Below are 21,114 nucleotides of genomic sequence, written 5' to 3' on the forward strand. Positions count from 1 at the left end.
GAGGGATGCGATAGACACTGTCTGGAACGAAACACGGCTGGGCGCACGCCTCCTGTTCAGGGAGCTGAGGAGGCGCGGATACCGCATACAGCACCACAAGCTCAACAGGTACCTGCTCGAAACGGGCAGGACGGTGCCCAATCCAAGGAAACAGAGGAAGCGCTCACGCTGCCGTTACGAACGTGAGCACTCGCTCTCCCTTGTTCATGGCGACTGGCACAGGACAGGCGAAAACCATCCATACGCAATAGTATGGATGGACGATGCATCCGGGATGATCCTTTCAGCAGGTGAATTCACGGAGGCTACAACCGAACATTCGATAGAGACGCTCCGTGAGGCGATGCTCGCTGCTTCCTGCTACAACTCGGCGATAAAGGAAGTGAACACAGACAGGGGTTCGCAGTTCTACAGCAACCATCCAGACAGTGCGTCAGTGTTCCAGCAGTTCCTGCTGGACAGCGGCATAAGGCACATACCGTCAAGACGGAACAATCCTCAGACAAACGGAAAGGTAGAACGATTCTGGCATGAGTACGACAGGCACAGATGGCGCTTCCTGTCAATGCATGAATTCATTGTGTGGTATAACAACAGGATGCACGGCGCACTGTGGACGGCCATCGCCGAGAGGCCGTCGGAGGCAATCGTCAGGAAGCTGCAGCCGGAGTCAATCCTGGGCATGTTCATGGAAGAGGTTGAATGCCGATGAGGGCTGAACAGAGAAATGGAAAGGCTTATAGCGGAAATGATTGCCGTACTCTACACTGAGTCCAGTATGCCCGAAGGTTTTTGATACAACTGCAATGTCGTCTATTCCAGCACACCGTGCCCTCTGGAGAGTGCCTTGCGAACAGGAGCTGTTGCTGCAGTGATGCCATATGTGTCACTGCGGCTGCTGGGCGTCGGATTCCTTCTGTTCCGCGGCCTCCCTGTTCGCTGCCCTCTCCTCGGCACGTCTGAGTCTCCCCGTGCATGTCTCGCTGAGCTGGAGGAGGAACTGTTTGAACGGTACATCCTCCCTGTAGAACACAGACCATATGAGCTGGAGTTCCTGCTCATATGCGAAGAGGAAGAAACGTATCTTCACATCCTTTGACTTCGACCTGATGGTTGCCTCGTCCTGGACTCTGAAGCCTCTTTCCATATTCCATCTTCCGCGGTATGCCTGAACTATGCTGTCCAGGTCTATTTCCTGCCGGTTTGTTGCAAAACACCAGTCCATGCGCTTTCCCAGTATCTTCTCGAATATCTTCCTGAGAAAGGGGACAGTTGTTTCGCCCTTCAGCACTGTCTTGTTCACGTTCACACTGAAACTGCAATCCACTGTCTTTCTCTCATCCTGAAGCATGCCGGCGAGTTCTCTCTTCACCACTGCTGTCTTCCTCAGGAAGAGCAGATAGGGGATGCTCATGTGCGAGAGCATGAGCATCAGTTCATTGTTGTGGAAACCCCTGTCGAACAGCACGAGCCTGACAGAGCGGAGGAGCGGCCTCACAAGCGACAGGCAGTAACACACGTCGACGGCCATGTTGTTCCCTGCATGCACCGGTATTGAGAGCAGCGGCACCTTCTCCGGCACATCGTGGCTGACGAGTGAACAGGTGAGGAAACGGAACTTGCCCATGACGGCATGCTCACCCGTCCAGGCATGCATCCATATGCCGTTCAGTCTGCCGTAGAAGTCCTCATCCGTGCAGTCGAATGCAAGAACAGCATCATGCGCACTGAAATTCGACCTTCTGTCCATGATCTGCAGCGTCTTCAGATATTCGTAGTAGACGGCAGACATGGGAACCCTCCTTATCGCGAGATGTATGCTGTCCGCCCTGTCGCCCACTGTTTCCAGATACGTGTTAGCCATGGCTGCCCTGAGCAGTTCACGGTTGTAGTGGAAACCCGAGAGTTCAGGACTCTTCGGCCTGAGCGACAGCGCCCTGTCTACGAATATGTCGAGCGTTGTGAGCGTCCAGCAGAGCTTCTCCCTGTTAAGCTGTGCTGCGGCTATCTGACCTCTGTTTCATGTGTGCAGCTCATAACCGGAATATAATCGGATCGACGGGCAGGCTGAGAAACAGTGGCAATGCGGTTTTCAGGGCTTATTCCATACGGTCGTCGTACGAACGTTACGATCCTGCTCGGACATACTGATAGCGGGCGGGCACTTTTTTCCTCAAGGAACTGCTGATGCTGTCAAGTCTATTCTTGGACTCGCGCTCATCAAGCCTGTGAACTTCCGCTCTTATTTCGCTGTGAACCAGTCCTGACATGTTAATGCCATGCCTGCGGGCGCCTTCTTTCAGTTCCCCCGGTATTTTGCAGTGACCACTTCTTGCGTACGGATGCGGTCATACCAAATTGCCATTTGGGCAACACCTCAACCGTCCAGACTCACAACAGTGAGCTGGAAGGCACCTCAGCTTACCTGGGAGTGATGAAGGAGGGCAAATCCTTCAAGATTGCTGGTTCCAGCACAGGACACGGCATGACCAGATTAACACACATGGGGAGAGTGTAAGACCCGGGGGACCACATCCCCGGATTTTCCCCCGAGGCTGTTCTCGTCGAAACGTGAACCACCCCCGGGAAACCGGGAGGTAGCCCGTGAATTTGTTCGGGGAGTGTGTCACTTGAGATCAAACCTGTCCAGGTCCATCACCTTGACCCATGCTGACACAAAATCCTTCACGAATTTTTCCTTTCCGTCATTGCTTCCATAGACTTCAGCAACCGCACGTAGCTCAGAATGAGAACCAAATATCAAGTCTACGCGGCTGGCGGTCCATCTGATTTTCCCTGTTTTCGCATCTCTCCCTTCAAACTGAGTATGTGAATCATCCTTCGCTTTCCACGTGATTCCCATGTTTAGAAGGTTCACGTAGAAGTCATTTGTAAGCACTCCGGGGCGTTCTGTAAAGACTCCGCTTTGAGAGTGACCATAATTTGCGTCCAATACTCTCATTCCTCCCACCAGAACAACCATTTCGGGTATTGTGAGGGTAAGCTGCTGTGCTTTATCTATGAGTTGGAATTCCTCATGCTTCCTGCCACTGGAACCGGATATGTAGTTACGAAAACCATCAGCTTTAGGCTCCAGCACAGCAAAAGACATTGCATCTGTTTGCTCCTCCAGAGCATCCATTCGTCCCGGAACAAAGGGAACTTCAATATCGAAACCGCCGTCTCTGGCAGCCTTCTCAATGCCGGTGTTACCTGCCAGAACTATGAGATCTGCAAGCGATATCTTCTTCCCGTCTTTTGCACTGGAGTTGAAATCCCTCCTTATACTTTCCAGAACATTGAGGACTCTGCTTAACTGTTCAGGTTCATTGGATTCCCAGCTTCTCTGCGGTTCAAATCTTATGCGTGACCCATTTGCTCCGCCCCTCTTATCACCACCCCTGAAGGTTGAAGCGGAGGACCATGCTGTGTATACTAGTTCACGTACTTTCAGGCCCGAATTGAGGATAGCTGTCTTCAGATTTTGTATGTCCTCTTCATCAACCAGTTTATGGTTTACCGCCGGTATCGGATCCTGCCATATGAGATCTTCTGCAGGCACTTCAGGGCCTAGATATCTTGCTTTAGGACCCATATCACGATGCGTTAGCTTAAACCATGCTCTTGCAAAGGCGTCAGCAAACTCATCCGGATGTTCGAAATAGTGCCTGGAGATTTTTTCGTATGCCGGATCGAACCGCAGAGAAAGATCTGTGGTGAGCATTGTTGGTGGATGGCGCTTATTAGGGTCATGTGCGTCCGGTACTGTATTTGCTCCTGCCCCGTCCTTGGCGACCCACTGATATGCACCGGCAGGACTCTTTGTAAGTTCCCACTCATATCCGAAAAGTGTGGCAAAGAAATTATTGCTCCACTTTGTAGGTGTTGTCGTCCAGGTGACTTCCGGTCCGCCACCAATGGCGTCACCGCCTTTACCAGACTTGTATTTGCTTATCCATCCGAGTCCTTGATTCTCTATTGGTGCAGCCTCCGGTGCTGGTCCTACGAATGATACCGGACCGGCTCCATGCGTTTTCCCGAAAGTGTGCCCTCCTGCAATGAGTGCAACAGTCTCCTCATCATTCATTGCCATTCGGGAAAAAGATTCCCGGATGTCCTTTGCTGCCGCTACTGGATCTGGAACGCCATTTGGTCCCTCTGGATTTACATAAATAAGCCCCATCTGGACTGCAGCAAGTGGCTTTTCAAGTTCTCTGTCGCCAGTATAACGCTTATCGCCAAGCCACTCGTCTTCGCTTCCCCAATATACCGATTCGTCGGGTTCATAAACATCCTCTCTTCCCCCGCCAAATCCGAAGGTTTTGAAACCCATTGTTTCCATTGCTACATTGGCGGTAAGGATGATTAAATCCCCCCAGGAAATCTTCTTGCCATATTTCTGCTTGATTGGCCAGATCAGTCTTCTAGCCCTGTCAAGAAGCACATTGTCCGGCCAGCTGTTAATCGGAGCAAAGCGCTGTTGTGCCGAACCGCCGCCACCCCTCCCGTCGTAAATTCTATATGTGCCGGCACTGTGCCAGGCCATCCTGATAAATAAAGGACCATAATTGCCAAAATCAGCCGGCCACCATTCCTGAGAGCTGGTCAGAAGCTCTGCAATATCCTTCTTTACCGTCGCAAGATCCAGGCTATTGAACTCCCTGCGATAATCAAAATCCTTATCCATTGGATTCGATTTGGGTGAATTCTGACGAAGAACCCTGAGGTCCAACCTCTCTGGCCACCATTCCTGAATACTCTTGCCTGCTCTTCTGCCATGGTTAACGGGTAAATCGCTTTCGCTCATCAGTTTATACCTCCTCAGATTGCTTTCCTGACTTGTGTATTGAAGGCGCAACAGTATGATTTTACATGACCTGCCTCTAGACTAAGGAAAGTCGTACAAATTTGCCCTTCTGTTATTCTCAATCAACGCATCCTCTTTATCCTTTTCCATATTTTCGATGTACTGGCAGAGGGTAAAAAATTATATCTTGCGTGTATTTAAACGCCCTGCAGACATAAACTTGCCAAAGGTCCTTGACATAATAACTTGAAATAATTTCTTACACTTTCCTTTCACGATTCCTGCAAGACAGGAAGACCAGATCGTGAAATGATTCTCAGAATGCTACATCCACACCGTAAACATCCTGACTGGAATTATACAATCATTCATTAGAAAAAAATCCAGGTTATTATGTCAAAGACCCTTAGCACAACTCTTCGCATCCGTCCCTGCAGCGGCTGCCGTCGGAGTATTCTTCGGCTACGGGACGGCCAGTCTGACGCATTTCGGCGCGACCGTTCCGGGATCCATGGGCCCTTACGTTGCTCTTCTGGCTGAATTCATAATGACATTCTTCTTCCTTTGGGCAATAGTTACAAATTTCATAGTAAGATATTTCCTATGAATTTGTCTGGCAGCGAACGGAGACTATAGACTCCCGCCAGCCCCAGCAGCCTGATGTTCTGCACACCATTCATGTCGGCGTCATCTCTGTGTCCACAATGGACGCACCTGAACACCTTGCCGCTGCGGCTTCGCCTGTCCCACTTGCCGCAGAACCGGCAGAACTGCGATGTCTTCCAGGGGGACACACATCTCGGCTCAATCCCCTGTTCCTCACATCTCTGCTCAAGCCATTCTGCTTCCCTGGCATAAAGCCGGTGGGACAGCCGTCTGTTATGTGCACGCGGAAACATTCAGCGCGTCCGTGATTTAACGGAGTGTAAATCCTCGATGGCCGGTGTCCTGACACCTGACAGATCGAGCCTCTTCAGCTCGCTGAATGCCTTCTGCCTGACCTGTTCATGCGTGTGCTCCTCCCTCACATCGAAGGAGCGTATGAAATCATTCATCCCCTTCCCCGCAACCTCCCCGTCGGAGCATGTGACCGCATCGACATAACCGAGGTCGATGCCCTCTATGCTGCCGTCGGTCTTCCGCACCGGCTTCTCCTTCTCGAATAGGAAGTCTATGAAGAGTGTGCCGTTGTGCAGCAGCAGCCTCATCGACTTCGACAGTGTGAAGCCGCTGCCTGCCCACCTGTTCCACATTTCCGTCTTTTTGAAAGGAAGCATGAATGTGAAGCCCGACTGCACTTTGACCCATTCAAACGAATTGCGCTCGTCTGCGATGCTCCAGAAGCGGCCGTCGAGTTCTGCCGCCATCGCAGTGAAGCGCGGCATTGTTCTCTGCCGCTTTGGTTTCATGCGCTGGCTCTTCACAATCTGCAGCGCCTGTCTGCCAGCACACTGTATGAGCCTTGCCGTCAGTGCGAAGCGCCTCTCTGCAGGCATGTGCGCACTGTCTACATAGACGTCGTCAAAATTCCGTTCAGACCAGTACATTTCGATGAAATGGTTCACACAGCGGCCGTATTCTGTCAGGAAGGCTGTGACTGGTTCAAGCTTGACACTGTTGAGCGGACTCGCAATCCTGACCGTCCTACGCATCATTGCCATTATGCTTCAACTCCGCTATGATTTTCTCAGTCTTCCGTCTGCTCGGCCGCAGCCCGTACAGCCTTGCGCAGAATGACGTTATGATTGAAACGAAGTCCTGCATCAGGTCGTCCCTGTCATTCGATGCCTCGTTGACCACTTCTATACACTTGCCGTGCTGCCTGAGCAGCGTGTCGATGTAGTTGAAACCGAAGCGCGTGAGCCTGTCCCTGTGATCCACTACTATCTTCGAGTAGCCGTCGTCTGTGAGCAGTTTGAGCAGCTGCTTCCTGCTGTCATTCACGCCGCTGCCCACCTCCTTCACTACTCTGTATATCCTGTACCCGCGTGCGATGGCATACTGTGTGAGACGCTCTGCCTGGCTGTCAAGATTGCCCCTCTTTTCCGAACTGGAGACACGGGCGTATATGGCAACACTGTCCGGCAGTATGGAGGGTCTCTCCTCTTCAACTATGATTGTGCCGGTAGGCAGCTGATGCGCTTTCAGCTGACCCGCTTTCCACATGCGCCATGCGGCACGATAACCAATGCCCTCTTTCCGTGCCCATACAGATAACTTCATACGACCATTAATGACTGTATAACAATTAAAGTTTAATGATACTCACAGTAGCAACCAGAACCACGGAGGTACCCGTGATATCGGCAGTCCTTGGCTTATACCTCACAGCGATGCTGCTGCTGATTGGCTCGATAAGCAGTGGCTCTGTGGACCCCGCGAGATCCTTCGGACCGGCAGTAGTCTCAGGCAATCTCCTTCAGGGAAAGTTCTATCAGTGGATTTACCGGGTTGGCCCCGTACTTGGCGGTATACTGCGTTCATTCGCCTTTAAATTCATGAATGGGTACGGTGCCAAAATACACTGCTAGATCCTTGTTTTCTTTATGGAAAAGAGACGAGTTCTGCCCCTCGACCGCTTTTCTACTGTTTTACCGTGAAGTACTTTCGGTAATGCATTGACGGCAAAGCACCGGATAGTTTAGCGCGCAGGCCGCCATCCTTCCGGAAGCTGATACAGACAGCCTCTGACATGGACGTTGTGTCGCTGACTGTACTGCGGCATAAGCGGCATTGTATGAAAACTGACTCGCCAACGCACTGGAATTACATTTTTCGGGTAATGCCGGAATTGCATCCGGGGGTCATCCGTACTGAAAAGAGTTATAATCAGCTGCACAGTTGCTCAACCGGTAGATTGCCATGGATTTCTCATTATCAGAGGAAGAGACGCTCTTTCAGAAGAACGTACACGACTTCCTGCGATCCAAACTGACGCCGATCGCCAGGGAGATTGACAGCAAACACAGCATTCCTGAAGAACTGCTGCACGGGATGGGCGAGATTGGCCTGCTCGGAGCGACAATTCCGGAGAAGTACGGCGGCCCGGGCGGGAGCATGACCATGGCAACGATAGGTGCGATGGAAGTCGGTGCGGCGGACCCGAGCATGGCCATGGCCGTATACTACCTCCTCGTTACCGGATGGAGCCATCTCGTGTCGAAGCTTGGAACAGAGGAACTCAGGCAATCCCTTTTGCCGAAGGTGGCCGCCGGAAGAGAATTTCTCGGCATCGCGACGACTGAGCCCGGAGGAGGCTCGGACCTCGTCGGAATGAAGACCAGTGCCCGCCGGGAGAAGGGAAAACTGGTGATAAACGGGGAAAAGATCTACATAAGCGGGGTGTCTGAGGCAAAGAGGACGGGAGGCGGGCATCTGACGCTCATGAAGACAGATCCGAAGCTCAAGCATCACGGGCTGACATTCGCATACGTGCCGATCAATTCCAGCGGGATAGAAACCACTGTCCTCGACAACATGGGAAGGATGGGGATCTCCACCGGAATAATTTCCTACAGGGACGTCGAAATACCGGAAATGAACATAATAGGCGAATACAACAGGGGCTTCTTCCATGCAATGATGGGCTTCAATTATGCCAGGACGCTTGTTTCTGCAGCATGCGTGGGTGCCGCGGAATGGGCACTGGAGACTGGTGCGGAATACATCAAAAAGAGGACAGCATTCGGTTCCCCCCTTGCGAAATACGAGGGAATCTCTTTCGAGTATGCGGATCTCGCCGTGCAGAAGGAGATGGTGAGAAACCAAGTGCTCAAGGCGGCAACACTACTTGACGGCTACGACAGGGGGAAGGATGTTTCGATGAGGGACATAAACATTGCCGTGTCCTCGTGCAAACTGACGGCACCGCCGCTTGCGCTTGAGACGGTAAAGAAGGTCATGATGTGGCACGGTGCGCTGAGTTACACGAAAGACACGTACCTGGAAATGGCGATGAGGGGCATACTGTCATATGTCGTCGGTGCCGAGGGAGCGCTCAACATAATGAAACTCGTGATAGTCAGGGAACTGCTCGGTCCGGACTACCTTCCGTACAGGTAAAGATGACACGAGAGGAGAGGCAACCGGAACATAGTGCCCGGGATTCGGGCCGGATGAGGCCGGTGTATGACAGTCTGTGCATATCCCGCATGCTGCAGAACCTCGGCAGCATACTGGAGGGAAAGACATCGGCGGTCCCCGACATATTCGGGAACTGTGCCGGAAACAGCCATGTGGTACTGCTGATTGCGGACGGAATGGGACTGCTCAATATAAAGGAGAATATCGGAAGGCTTCCCTTTCTCGATCGTCTCAACACTGAAGGGTCTCTGGGGGCAGGCACATCTGTGTTCCCGTCCACGACCGCAGCATCCATGACAAGCCTGTACACTGCCTCTGATCCCTTTTCCCACGGGCTGCTTGAATGGTACCTGTATCTTGACGAGGCGGAAATGGTGATCGAAACACTGCCGTTTTCCGCGCACAATCCGGCTGAATACGATAAATTCAGATCGCTCCATCTGGACATCAGGCTGCTTTTCGAAGGGACACCCTACACGACCAGGCTGACAGCGGAAGGCATAGAATGCACGGCGATAATGCCCCGCTCCATCAAAGACAGCGCCTACTCTTCCGCCGTTTTTCCCTCTGCAGATACCATCGGATACGATGCACTTGAGGATGTACTGCCGTTGATGAATAAGGGCGTAACAGGGAAGCATCTCACTGTAATCTACTACCCGGGAGCTGATACCGAAGGCCATGTCCACGGCCCTCTGTCTGAAAACTACCTGAAGGAGATGAGACGCGTGGACAGCTTCCTGCGTGCCTTCCGGGAAAGCGATATCCGTGGAACTTCCCTCGTGATGACAGCCGATCACGGGCAGATTGAGATGGACCCGCGTTCGATAGTCTACCTGAATGAATTCGACTGGTTCGACGATATGCTCCCGGCTGCTGCGTCGGGAAAGACGATTCCGCCTTACGGCTCGCCTAGGGATGTAATAATAAGAAGCAGGGACGCAGTGAAAATGAAGAGCATGCTTGAAAAGGAGCTAGGCGATACTGCAACCGCAGCCGAGTCGTTCCGCCTGGCCGGGGAAGGTTACTTCGGAAGAGGTAAGAGGGCCAAAGCGCTTTCGTCAAGGATGGGCGATCTGTGGCTCCTGCCCAATCCCGGCACCGGCGTATGGTACAGGCATTTCGACGATGAGGAAGTGAAGCTGAAGGGCATGCATGGCGGCCTTACGGCGGAGGAGATGCTGATTCCTGTTGCGGTGTTATAGCGCGCATGGGAGTTTTCCATTTTCACGGATGTCCCGGCACACCGTTTCAGGCTGTAAACGGCTAATTAAATAACGGTTGTGACATGATGCAACCTCACCATGACCGGCGCAAAGAAGCTTTTCGGCACAAACGGCGTGAGGGGCGTAGTCAATGATTTCCTGACACCCGGATTTGTTATGGAGATGGGCATGGCGATCGGCACCCACATGCCGGGACGCATCGCTGTTGCAACCGATACGAGAACATCGAACATAATGCTGAAAGACGCGCTGATTGCGGGCATACTTTCGACGGGCTCTCCGGTTACAGATGCCGGCATCACTCCCACTCCGGCACTCCAGTATTTTGTGAAGTCGGGCGGTTTTTCCGGAGGCGTGATCATAACGGCGTCCCACAATCCTCCACAGTTCAACGGCGTGAAGGCTGTCGCCTCCGACGGCACAGAGGCGAGCAGGGAGACTGAAAACGAGATCGAAAAGGTGTTTTACGGCCGGAACTTCAGAAAGGCCGCCTGGAATGGCGTCGGCCAATACGCCGAATACAGCTCCTGCGGCGCAGACTACATAAGCGCAATAGCCTCAAAGGTGGATTCGGGCGCCATAAGGAAGCGGAAATTCAGGGTGGTCCTCGACTGTTCAAACGGCGCGTCGTGCTACACGGCACCATATCTCATGGACATGCTCGGCGTGGAGGCAGTGACACTCAACGCCTCGCCGCTTGGAACATTTCCCGGCCATGAAAGCGAGCCGACACCGGAGAACCTGAAGGATCTTGTCAATGCGGTCAGAATCACCGGTGCGGATCTGGGCATCGCACACGACGGGGATGCCGACAGGGCGGTCTTTGTCGATGAGAAGGGTAACTACATACCGGGGGAGCTGAGCCTGGCACTGACAGCCAGGGAAATAATCAGGGAGAAGGGAGGAGGAATTGCCGTAGTGCCCGTGAGCACGCCAAGCGTCGTAGAGGAGGCCATCCGTCCGCTGAACGGCCGGACCATATACACAAAGGTTGGTTCGCCCGTCGTTGCAAGGAAAATGATGGAGACAAACGCCCTCATCGGAGGCGAGGAAAACGGCGGCATCATAAACCCCGCAATGCAGTATTGCAGAGACGGCGGCATGACTGCCGCAAAGATCCTCGAGATCGTGGCCAAATCAGGGAGCCTTTCTGAACTTACAGCCTCGCTGCCGAAGTTCCACACTGTAAAGATGAAGGTCGAAATCAGCGGAAAACAGGTGCCGGATGTCATGGCTGATGTGGAGAAGAAATCTTCTGCCAGGCGCATTGACAGAACGGACGGCATCAAACTCTTCCTGGATGACGGATGGGTGCTGGTAAGGCCGTCGGGAACGGAGCCGCTGATAAGAATATTTTCGGAAGCACGCAGTGAAAAAGCGGCAAGGGAAAACGCCGAACATTACAGGAAGCTCGTGGAAGAGATATCATCCGCATGAATGCACAACGCGACAGCCGTGCCTGTCGCAGCTGCACTGATTCAGAGGATTGTCAACAGGGTGAAAACGAAGAATGCAAAGAACGGCAATCCAGCCAGCAGCGCATACGGACTCATCCTGCCTTTCCTTATGAATGCAAACATGGCGAGGGAAACGGCTGTCGTTGCAAACACACTGACATACACCTGAATATCCAGATTCCACGGGACGAGGAACATTGCCACGCCGGGGTAGAAGGTCGCATACAGCACCTTTTCACCCACGACCGAGCCTATTGCGAGGCTGTTCTTGCCGCGGAAGGCCCACACCATGGCTGAAAGCGTTTCGGGTATTGCTGTCGCAAGCGGTATGATCAGTATTGAGACGGCAAGGGCGGAAATGCCGCTTGCTGCCGAAATAGCTGAAATTGCAGAAACCATCAGTTCGGCGCCGAAGTAGAGCAGAACAGCCGAAAGGGCAAGCTGCAGCAGAACCAGGCCGTCGCTTTTGCCGAACATTTTGAAATAGGGACGGTCCGGCTCTCCTGACGGCTCAAAGGAGACCTGTTTTCTGACGGAGTTGACATAGACAACGTACAGAACAAGGAAAAATGCACCCGTTGCATATCTGAGGAGCACTGAGTGGAAAATACCCGGCAGGAGCGTCAGGGGGAAGAGAAGAAGGACGAACAAAAACGGTATCCTCAGTGCCCGTTCAACCGGCATGCCAGTCAACCTTCTTCCTGCCGCGAAGGCGGAGATGAGTATGGAGACGAATATCAGAAAATATGCGATCGACGATATCATGAACGGCTCACCGAAGATGAGGCCGAGGCCGATCTCCGAACCGGAGACGCCGCGTCTGATGAAGACGGCGACAATGAATATGATGGACTCCGGAATGGATGTGAACAGAGGCGCGACAATGGCTCCCGTGAAGCTGTGCGACCACTTCATTACATGACTCGCATACTCGATGGCATTGACAAACAGGAGGGAAGACAGGAAAACTGCAGCGACGGACGCAACCAGAAGCAATAATGTCTCCATTCGGGCACTTGAGCGGGAAGGGGGTAATTAACAATTTAGCGCCGCGGCTCAAGGCTTACGGCTGCGGCTGAAAGGCTGTTCATAGTTCGAATATCTTCCGCATCCCCATGGAAGAAACATAGAATGTTTCTGAACCGATTACGAGTTTCGCTTTCTGCTCTTCATCAATCTTCAGATGGAATGTTTCGAATGTCTCCAGGTCCATGAGCTGAACCTCATTTCCGGAAATTGAAAGAACCTGCGCCTTCCTCTTGTCCATCTGCGGCACCTGTATCTTGTGCTTGACGGGATGCACCATGCTCCTCCTCTGGCCGTCGAAAACACCAACCGCCTCTATCCTTGCCTTCGCCTCACCATGCTTCCCGGGTTTGGAGGTTGTTATGCTGAGTATCTTGCACGGTTGATCATCAATGAGAACGTATCTTCCCTCTTTGAGTTCTCTGACTTCGGCCTGCTGCCACGACATATTAATCCCTTCTTCCCATAAGGGGGATGGTTAAATAGATTACGAATAAGGCAGCAGGCACCGGCTGCCGCAAAATGCCCGCAATGCCTGCGGAACAGTACACCTAAGAGGGGAGGCAGTGGTGCAGGCACTACTCCCGCATATCACACTTCAGTTTTTGGATCCTTTGAGGAGATCCGATACTTTCCGCTCGAACTCGGTTCTCATTTCACCGCCCCTGAAGGAGCCTCCGAAGTGATCAAGCCTGGCCGCGATGGCAATGCTTCCGGAAAGTCTTCTCGCTATCCTGCCCCTGAACTGCTTCGGCGATGAATGTATGAGAGGTTCCTGGAATATTATTCCGTGCTTGGGCGGCTTCCTCCCCCTGTTGAGATGCCTGAACAGCGCCTTTTCCGCACCTATGAGCTGTATCGTCCCCGAAGGCATGGAGCTGAGGCGCTCAAGCCCGCCGGCGCCCCTCACCAGCTTGCATGCGAGCTTTGGTCCCAGAAGCGCGGTCAGGTTCGGAAATTCCTCCGCTGCTCTGACGTCGATGAAGTTTCCGAGCTCCTCCGCCGCCCCGTCTATCCGGAGTGCGAGGGAAGCGGCCTGCATGAGCATTTCCTTTTCTCCCTCCATCAGCTCTATTCCTATCGAGTTGTCCCTGAGCGAAAGGGCCTTCTGAATTGCCTGCCTGTCCCCGTACAGGCTTATTGTCTGCAGATAATCCTTTCCCTTCAGTATGTCATACAGCTCCGGATAGTGCAGCCCGAACCAGGAATACAGCCTGACCTCGGCCGAATTTACCATTTCCTTCATTTCCTCATATGCCGTTATCGCCTCCGAAAGGTGCCTGTCGGAGCCGACCTCCTCCTTCGCCGTTTCCCTGGCGAGAATGGAAAGCGCCGAAAGGAGGAGACTGTGCTCGTATCCGTATTTTGCAGGCACGACAAATGATGTGTCGGAGACAGTCAGCCTGCCAAGCGGCGTCAGCCTGGTCTCAAGCACCTGAACCTTCCTCTTTTCCGCCAGCCTGCGCTCCTCTGGCAGGATTCTGCCCTTCTGTATGCTGACAAGGCGTTCGGCTATTTCGGCGTCCGTCCTGGGGAAGAGTATCTGAGTTACCACCCTTTTTTCATCCACAAGAAAGGTGCCAAACCACTTTGTAACGAGTATCACGGTGCATGTAAACTACTGCTGGAATAAACTTCTATCCACATTCATGCATCCGGGCGCTGCCCCTTTGCGTTCGAAATGCTGCTGTCCCCTGCCACCGGAACAACATCGTATATGTTGAATCTGGAGCAGAAACCGATGTCCTTCTCCTGGCCGACCTCGATTATCTTTGCACCCGACCTAGTGTTGCGCAGCAGCCGTTCCAGGTTCTCCCCCCTTGCACCTTTGAATGCGAGATACGCGGCCGATGCAATCTCGCTGATCCGCGCCGTGCTGTCCTTCTCCAGCAGGGAGGAGATCAGCGCACCGGCGGCTATTTCATCCTCCAGGGCGTAAAGCCTGTCTATGTACCCGGAGCATATCACCGTAAGGCGCTCATCCCTACCTGCATTCCTGGCATGAATGAATGCACCGACTGAGGAGGCATCGAGCATCGATGAGGTCAGTATACTGTATTTTGCTCCCTCCCTCTTTGCCCTGAGCGCTGCCGATATCGACTGCGTGCCGGCGGAGCTTCTGTGAACCACTGTCGCCCCCCTGAGCACCGAGCCGTCCGCACTTTCGGAAATCTGCGTGGGAGAATTGCCGAACGAGAAACCGGGGGGCATGACGCCCCTGTCCTCCCCGACAAGCACATAATCGGGATTCTCCTCTTTGAGATGTAACGCCTCGTCGACGCCCGCGACAGGTATTATTCTCTCAGCGCCGAGATGTAGCATGACGGAAATCATGCTCGTTGCACGGAATGCGTCCACAATCACAAGATAATCGCTTGCCCTCGATGTGAGTGCGCTTCCCGAGTACCATTTGAGTTCGATCGACAGTGTCAGAACGCCTCCCCCCTCTTATCCGCTTCATCCCTGAGCTTACCGAGTTCAGCCGGCCTGAATATACCATATTCAGTAATGAAACCGGTCACAAATTCCGCGGGCGTTACATCAAAAACGGGATTCCTCGCGCTTTCGCCCGGGCCTGCAATGCTCCTGCCGTCAATCGCCGTGACCTCCTCGGGCGCTCTCTCCTCGATCCTGATGTCGTCGCCCGAAGATATGCCGAAATCGAATGTCGAAAGAGGCGCCGCGACGTAGAAGGGGACGCTGTTCGCGGCTGCGACCACAGCCTTCTCATACGTTCCTATCTTGTTTGCGAAATCGCCGTTCGAGGCTATTCTGTCAGCGCCGACGATTACGGCATCTACCTCTTTCCTCAGAAAATGACCTGCCGCATTGTCTGCAATTATTGCATGCGGTATGGACTCGTTTGTCAGTTCCCATGCCGTCAGCCTGCTTCCCTGGAGCCATGGCCTCGTTTCATCAACGTAGACAAAAATCCTCTTTCCCCCGTTGTGGGCGAAGCGCATCGGCGCAAGCGCAGTTCCGTAGTCGACCGTAGCGAGGGCGCCGGCATTGCAGTGCGTCAGGAGGACATCACCGTCGCTTATGACGCTGTTGCCGTTTACGCCGATACGCCTGCACCTGTCCACTATGCCGGACACGTACCTGTCTGCTGCTTCTGCCGGCCCGAGCTGAGGTCCCATTTCGAGCATCCACTGTATCGCATAGAAGAGATCGTTTGCCGTCGGCCTTGTCGCCCTGAGTTTTCCCGCAGCTTCCTCCGGGTCCTCTTTCCTGAGCATTGCGGCTGCGAGTCCATAGGCTGCCGCACACCCTATGGCCGGCGCCCCCCTGACAACCATATGCTTTATGGCAAACTCCACATCGGCCGTTTCCCTTGCCTCAAACAGTTCAAATTTTGACGGAAGCATTCTCTGGTCGATAAAAAATATTCTGCCGTCCCTGAACCAGAGTGCGGGCAAATTTCTTTCACTGCCCTCTGTTATGACCTTCATCCGTTCCGACCGCCCTGGATTTCAAAATCAGAGCGACCTTAATATCTTTTTCAGGCCCGACGGAGCAATGGACCTCTTCATCGAGGATATGAGTGCCCTGTAGTGGCTCAGCTGCCTCCTGGCCTCCACGAGCGACATCTTCAGCTCCTGCTCTGTTTCCTCGAGGCGCAGCAGCTCCCTCCTCAGCTCGGCAATCTCGGCGACAATGTGCGAGCCTGCCGAGGAATTTTCGGAATCCATTATCTGACGCCTCCGAACCGCTGCAGATGCTTAATATCCTCCTGCTCGGGAACGGAATGTATCGAACTCAGCGTGAGTTCGAGCGATTTCAGCCTTCCCTTGAGAAGAGCCTTTTCCGAACGGAGTTCACGGAGCTGCGACTCGATGTCTGCCGCTGTCGCCTCCCACCTCTTCAGCTCCCTGAGCGCTCCAATAACGCTGTCCGAATTCAATTTCTGCCCCAACCCTGTTGCATATTACGGATATAAAAATTTAATGAACGATTCATTCACCTTCGCAAATCAGCTCAGCCTTCCATCCGGGAGGCTTGCGAACTGCCCGGTGCTAGCTTTAAGAATGCGCTGAATGTGGCCGAATACATGGCTTCGCTGGCAGGCATAGCGGATCTGCCGCTTCATTCCGGTAAGGCACCCGGCTGGCTGTTCCCCAGGATGAAGAGGCTCGGCGGCTCTCTGGCAGGCCTCCTGATAAGCGAGTTCGGACAGAAGGAGGCGCTCATGAGACTTTCCGATCCTTTCTGGTTTCAGGCACTTGCCTGCCTGCTCGGCTTTGACTGGCATTCAAGCGGGACAACAACAGTCACTCTCGCCGCACTGAAGGAAGGGATGGCAGAGAGCCATCTGCCCGTTCATATTTTCGGCGGAAAGGGGAAGGCGGCCACGGGCATACAGGAAGAGCTGACGGGACATGCGGACCCGTACGTCAGGGACAATTCTGAGTGGCTGGCCAGGATAAGCAGGACGGCCGCAAGGGTGGACACGCTTGCCCTGCAGGACGGTTTTGATCTCTATCACCATTCCCTGCTGTTTGATGAGAGGGGAAACTGGGCAGTGATTCAGCAGGGGCTGAATGGCGTTACGCGATACGCCAGGCGGTATCACTGGAATTCGGCTACAGCAGCTGACATGCTGCAGGAGCCTCATGATGCCATACTGGGAAGAGAGGCAGGGCCCACACTGGATCTGACTTCGGGCGTTTCCGCAGAGACCAGAAAGTCGATGATCGAAATGCTCAATTCCAGGAAGGCGGAATGGATTGAAAGGGTTATTCTGTCGAAAGGCAGGTCGCAGGCTGTGATTGACGATTTCACCGCATCCGGAGTGAAAATGATAAGGCTGGAATGGGGCAGCGACTGGAACCGGCTCAGAAAAAATTTCAACATGCTCCTGTCTGAATGCCCGCAGTCTTTCGGTGAGCTGGTTATGATGCCAGGCATTGGCAGAAAGACTGTAATGGCGATAGCGATGGCTGCGGCGCTTGTTTACGGAACCGAGCCGTCATGGAAGGATCCTGTGAAGTATTCGTTTGCCGTCGGCGGAAAGGACGGCATACCGTATCCCGTCGATACGGGCAGGATGGAGGTTATGTCGGAAATCATCGAAACGGCAGTCAGGGAATCGGAGGCGGGAAATGATTTCAGAAGGAATGCGTTAAGACGGCTTTCCGATTTCCTCTCCCCGCTGATATGACCGGCGGCCCGAACAGCATGTCCTGAAATTCCACCGGGATGCCGGAGGCGGATCGTGCGGCACCCGGGTCTTCAGGACAGTGAAGCGCTCGCTTCCGGCCGGCTGCACCTCTCCGTGACAGGAGACAGGCGAGGAAAAGTTATTATGTGGAATGCGGGCAATCAACCCGCAGGGCGAACATGGACAGGAAGCAGTACGATCTGGAATATTTCAGGGAAAACGGTTTCGCCAGAAGAAAGTGCCTGAACTGCGGCAGACATTTCTGGACTGCCGGTGATTCAAAATTCTGCGGAGAACCTCCATGCGTTGAATACACATTCCTGGGCAATTCGCCGATGAAGAAAAACCTCGGCGTCAGGGAGATGAGGGAAGAATTTCTTTCATTCATGGAAAGGAACGGACATACCAGGATCAGGAGGTACCCGATAGTCGCAAGGTGGAGAAACGATGTTTTCTTTGTCCAGGCATCCATTTACAACTTCCAGCCATGGGTCACAGGCGGCACTGTCAAACCTCCCGCAAACCCTCTCACGATGTCACAGCCGTGTGCAAGGTTTGTGGACATCGACAACGTGGGGAGGACCGGAAGGCATTTCACGCTGTTCGAGATGATGACGCACACATGCTTCAACACACCGGACAATTTTGTCTACTTCAAGGACAGGACGGTGGAACTCTGCAACGACTTTCTGGCAAAGGATCTCGGCGTGAGCAGGGATTTGATTATATTCAAGGAGGACGACTGGGAGGGCGGCGGCAATTCGGGCCCCTGCTTCGAGGTTCTCGTCGAAGGGAGCGAGGTTGCGACGCTCGTCTTCATGATGTACAGCGATTCGGGCGGAAAGAAGACGCCCATGGACATGACCGTTGTTGACACGGGCTACGGTCTGGAAAGGCTTGCATGGGTTTCCAGGGGGTCGCCGTCCGCCTACGAAGCGGTGTTCGGCACCATCCTGGAAGAGCTGAAGGAGGAACTGGGCATTGAAAGCGATGACAGGCTGCTCTCCGAATACAGCAGGGTCGCGGGCCTGATGGACGCAAAGACGCCCGGTGCGATCAGGGAGACGAGGGAGAAGGTCGCAAGGAACATCGGCATTTCAACGGAAGAGCTGCTCAGAAAAATAATCCCGCTTGAAAACCTGTATACTCTGCTCGACCACACACGGTCTCTCTGCCTGATGCTCAACGACGGCGTGATGCCGTCGAACGCCAAGGAAGGTTATTTCGCGAGGCTGCTGATGAGAAGAGGGATAAGGGCGCTTGCAAACCTGAACTCGGGGATGAAACTTGCTGAAATTGTCGGCAGGCAGCTTGACTACTGGGGCGTGGACTTTCCGGAACTGAAGGAGGACGCCGGCGACATAATGAAGCTCGTCGAGGTTGAGGAACGGAAATATCAGGATACGCTGAAGAGGGGAAAGTCCGTTGTATCGCGGCTGGAAGAGTCGAACGGCGGAAAGGGCATAAGCCTGGAAAATCTCATTGAGCTCTACGAGTCGCACGGACTGAGCCCCGAACAGGTCGCCGAATTCGCCTCTTCGAAGGTGGAGATACCGGACGATTTCTATGCGCGCATGGCTTCCAGGCGCATTACCGTAGCCGAAGAGAAGAAGACGGATGACGGTGTGAAACTCCCCCCGCTGCCGCCGACAGTCAAGGCCTACTACGAGTCGCAGTACGTGACGGAGTTCGAAGCAACTGTCCTCTACTGCGACGACAGCTTCATCGTGCTGGACAGGACATACTTCTATCCCGAGGGAGGCGGCCAGGATCCGGACACAGGTTACATAGAGAAGAGAAGGATAACAGACGTCCAGCTGACGGGCAGCCTCATCGTGCACCGTTACGAGGGACGCAGACTTGAGGCTGGATCGAAGGCAAGGTGCAGTGTCGACAGGGAGAGAAGAATGAATCTTATGCGGCACCACACTGCGACGCATGTCCTGATAGCTGGCGCGAGAAAGGTCCTGGGTAACCACGTCTGGCAGGCAGGTGCGCACAAACAGAGCGATTTGTCCAGGCTCGACATAACACACTACGAACAGCTGACGCCCGCGGAGATTTCAGCTCTCGAGGAAACTGTCAACAGCGTGATCTTTGAAAACAGGAATATCACCGTGGAGGTCATGGACAGGATTGAGGCGGAGAGCCGCTACGGCTTCCGCCTGTACCAGGGAGGAGTGGTGCCCGGAAAGGACATAAGGGTCGTGACAATCGAAGGATGGGATGTCGAAGCCTGCGCCGGCACACACTGCGAGAGGACCGGCGAAATCGGCACCTTCAAGATACTGCAGACCGCGAGAATACAGGACGGCGTCGTCAGAATAGAGTTCGTGGCAGGCATGCCCGCGCTGCATGTAATGCAGCAGCGATCCAGGCAGATAGAGCTGCTCAGGGAGGAGCTGAATGCGGACGAAGATCACCTTGTTGACGCCACAAGGCGGCTCTCTTCCAAGCTCAGGGAGATTGAAAGGAAGATGGAGAAGACGGAGGGCACCGCTCTTGCTGAACTCCGCGACAGGCTGAGGGAAAACAGCATCACGGTCGGCGAAACCAGGTTAATCCTCCACCTCACTGACGCCGGGATGGAGCAGATGCAGCCGCTCATGAGGCTGCTGTCGGAGGAGGAAAAGACGCTTGCGCTGATTGTTGTGAAGGGCAAACCTGACAGGCTGCTGATAGGCAGGGGACCCGGCTGTTCCGTCGACTGCTCAGTCCTTATGGCTGAAATAGGAAGGGAGTTCGGCGGAAAGGGCGGAGGGAAGGCCGATTTTGCACAGGGCACGGCGGGCACGATAAACAGTGCCGGAGAGAAGGCGTTTCTCGACTTCCTGAAAAGGAAACTGAAATGACATCCCGGCGCAGTCAGCCTTCCAGCAACCAGTACTCGTTGCCGTAGGGATCGCTGAACATCGCAAATGTACCGAAACCCTGATCCGAAGGCTCCTTTGTGAATCTGACGCCCCTGGACTTGAGCTCCCGGTATGTGCTCTCGACATTGTCCGCCACAAGACCTATGCCCGTATTGCCGGGTTCGGCCGCTCCCTCGCACAGATGGATTGTCGTTTCGGATCCATGCGGCCCGGCGGTTATCCAGTGTTCTTCCTCGTCATGCACTTCGAATCCCAGCTTCTCGCTGTACCATTTTGCCGCGGCCTTTCCGTCGGGAACCATCACGGCAACATCGAGTATTTTCTTTATCATTCGGGTACTCCCGTTCCACGAAACTTACCCATTTATCCCGTGGGATATGGCGTTCATTTCCTGAATCACAGGCGGGCACTGAGCACACGGCTCTGTAACCTCCCGCCTCAAACAGGCGTTTAAACTCTCCGCCGAACTGGCGGCGAGCCC

Annotated in this window: 20 protein-coding genes; 7 read left to right on the plus strand and 13 right to left on the minus strand. The window is 53.8% G+C overall.

Annotation, left to right across the window (positions count from 1 at the left end; genetic code table 11):
* A partial coding sequence (locus KIS29_09930; protein MBX8640639.1) for a DDE-type integrase/transposase/recombinase occupies positions 1 to 712 on the plus strand: 712 nt, incomplete at its 5' end.
* 174 nt (positions 713 to 886) lie between these two features.
* Here the strand turns inward: KIS29_09930 and KIS29_09935 are convergent.
* The 5 genes from KIS29_09935 to KIS29_09955 form a co-directional block, all read right to left on the minus strand.
* A complete protein-coding gene (locus tag KIS29_09935) occupies positions 887 to 1,864 on the minus strand; it encodes a transposase (protein ID MBX8640640.1) in 978 nt (325 codons plus the stop codon).
* 762 nt (positions 1,865 to 2,626) lie between these two features.
* Positions 2,627 to 4,807 carry a catalase/peroxidase HPI gene (gene katG / locus KIS29_09940; GenBank protein ID MBX8640641.1) on the minus strand — a complete coding sequence of 727 codons (2,181 nt, stop codon included), beginning with the start codon at positions 4,805 to 4,807 and terminating at the stop codon, positions 2,627 to 2,629.
* A gap of 584 nt (positions 4,808 to 5,391) precedes the next feature.
* On the minus strand, positions 5,392 to 5,706 hold the full coding sequence (locus tag KIS29_09945; GenBank protein MBX8640642.1) for a transposase: 315 nt from the start codon (positions 5,704 to 5,706) through the stop codon (positions 5,392 to 5,394).
* Positions 5,707 to 6,468, minus strand: a complete 762-nt coding sequence (locus KIS29_09950) for a hypothetical protein (protein MBX8640643.1) — start codon at positions 6,466 to 6,468, stop codon at positions 5,707 to 5,709.
* Positions 6,452 to 7,030: an IS607 family transposase gene (locus KIS29_09955; GenBank protein MBX8640644.1), complete on the minus strand. Its 579-nt coding sequence runs from the start codon at positions 7,028 to 7,030 to the stop codon at positions 6,452 to 6,454. The genes KIS29_09950 and KIS29_09955 overlap by 17 nt, the downstream gene beginning before the upstream one ends.
* A 35-nt stretch (positions 7,031 to 7,065) precedes the next feature.
* On the opposite strand from KIS29_09955, the gene KIS29_09960 reads away from it, so the two are divergent.
* From KIS29_09960 to glmM, 4 genes are all read left to right on the plus strand, one after another.
* A complete protein-coding gene (locus KIS29_09960) occupies positions 7,066 to 7,338 on the plus strand; it encodes an aquaporin (protein MBX8640645.1) in 273 nt (90 codons plus the stop codon).
* A gap of 331 nt (positions 7,339 to 7,669) precedes the next feature.
* Entirely contained in the window at positions 7,670 to 8,869 is a 1,200-nt protein-coding gene (locus KIS29_09965) for an acyl-CoA/acyl-ACP dehydrogenase (GenBank protein MBX8640646.1), read from the plus strand.
* An 89-nt stretch (positions 8,870 to 8,958) separates the two neighbouring features.
* Complete coding sequence (locus tag KIS29_09970; protein MBX8640647.1) at positions 8,959 to 10,095, plus strand: alkaline phosphatase family protein; 1,137 nt, start codon at positions 8,959 to 8,961, stop codon at positions 10,093 to 10,095.
* A 99-nt stretch (positions 10,096 to 10,194) separates the two neighbouring features.
* On the plus strand, positions 10,195 to 11,553 hold the full coding sequence (glmM, locus tag KIS29_09975) for a phosphoglucosamine mutase (GenBank protein MBX8640648.1): 1,359 nt from the start codon (positions 10,195 to 10,197) through the stop codon (positions 11,551 to 11,553).
* Positions 11,554 to 11,594: 41 nt separating this feature from the next.
* On the opposite strand, the gene KIS29_09980 is transcribed toward glmM, so the two are convergent.
* The 7 genes from KIS29_09980 to KIS29_10010 all read right to left on the minus strand — a co-directional run bounded on the left by KIS29_09980 (position 11,595) and on the right by KIS29_10010 (position 16,503).
* Positions 11,595 to 12,581 (minus strand): sodium:calcium antiporter, encoded by a 987-nt coding sequence (locus KIS29_09980; GenBank protein ID MBX8640649.1) that lies wholly within the window; start codon positions 12,579 to 12,581, stop codon positions 11,595 to 11,597.
* Between the two features lie 79 nt (positions 12,582 to 12,660).
* Positions 12,661 to 13,047: a translation initiation factor IF-5A gene (locus KIS29_09985; protein MBX8640650.1), complete on the minus strand. Its 387-nt coding sequence runs from the start codon at positions 13,045 to 13,047 to the stop codon at positions 12,661 to 12,663.
* A 150-nt stretch (positions 13,048 to 13,197) separates the two neighbouring features.
* Complete coding sequence (locus KIS29_09990) at positions 13,198 to 14,205, minus strand: NOP58 family protein (protein ID MBX8640651.1); 1,008 nt, start codon at positions 14,203 to 14,205, stop codon at positions 13,198 to 13,200.
* Between the two features lie 41 nt (positions 14,206 to 14,246).
* The gene (locus tag KIS29_09995; protein ID MBX8640652.1) at positions 14,247 to 14,957 is read right to left on the minus strand and encodes a 2-phosphosulfolactate phosphatase; all 711 of its coding nucleotides are present in this window, start codon (positions 14,955 to 14,957) and stop codon (positions 14,247 to 14,249) included.
* Positions 14,958 to 15,028: 71 nt separating this feature from the next.
* The gene (mtnA, locus tag KIS29_10000; GenBank protein ID MBX8640653.1) at positions 15,029 to 16,051 is read right to left on the minus strand and encodes an S-methyl-5-thioribose-1-phosphate isomerase; all 1,023 of its coding nucleotides are present in this window, start codon (positions 16,049 to 16,051) and stop codon (positions 15,029 to 15,031) included.
* A 27-nt stretch (positions 16,052 to 16,078) separates the two neighbouring features.
* Complete coding sequence (locus KIS29_10005; protein MBX8640654.1) at positions 16,079 to 16,291, minus strand: hypothetical protein; 213 nt, start codon at positions 16,289 to 16,291, stop codon at positions 16,079 to 16,081.
* On the minus strand, positions 16,291 to 16,503 hold the full coding sequence (locus tag KIS29_10010; GenBank protein MBX8640655.1) for a hypothetical protein: 213 nt from the start codon (positions 16,501 to 16,503) through the stop codon (positions 16,291 to 16,293). Before KIS29_10010 ends, KIS29_10005 begins: the two co-directional genes overlap by 1 nt.
* Before the next feature lie 147 nt (positions 16,504 to 16,650).
* On the opposite strand from KIS29_10010, the gene KIS29_10015 reads away from it, so the two are divergent.
* Complete coding sequence (locus tag KIS29_10015) at positions 16,651 to 17,760, plus strand: DUF763 domain-containing protein (protein MBX8640656.1); 1,110 nt, start codon at positions 16,651 to 16,653, stop codon at positions 17,758 to 17,760.
* A gap of 179 nt (positions 17,761 to 17,939) precedes the next feature.
* The gene (gene alaS, locus KIS29_10020; GenBank protein MBX8640657.1) at positions 17,940 to 20,612 is read left to right on the plus strand and encodes an alanine--tRNA ligase; all 2,673 of its coding nucleotides are present in this window, start codon (positions 17,940 to 17,942) and stop codon (positions 20,610 to 20,612) included.
* Between the two features lie 13 nt (positions 20,613 to 20,625).
* Here the strand turns inward: alaS and KIS29_10025 are convergent, their stop codons facing one another.
* Positions 20,626 to 20,964 carry a VOC family protein gene (locus tag KIS29_10025; GenBank protein MBX8640658.1) on the minus strand — a complete coding sequence of 113 codons (339 nt, stop codon included), beginning with the start codon at positions 20,962 to 20,964 and terminating at the stop codon, positions 20,626 to 20,628.
* Positions 20,965 to 21,114: the final 150 nt, after the last annotated feature.

The sequence above is a fragment of the Candidatus Sysuiplasma jiujiangense genome (assembly GCA_019721075.1).
In the GTDB taxonomy this organism is placed as follows: Archaea; Thermoplasmatota; Thermoplasmata; order Sysuiplasmatales; family Sysuiplasmataceae; genus Sysuiplasma; species Sysuiplasma jiujiangense.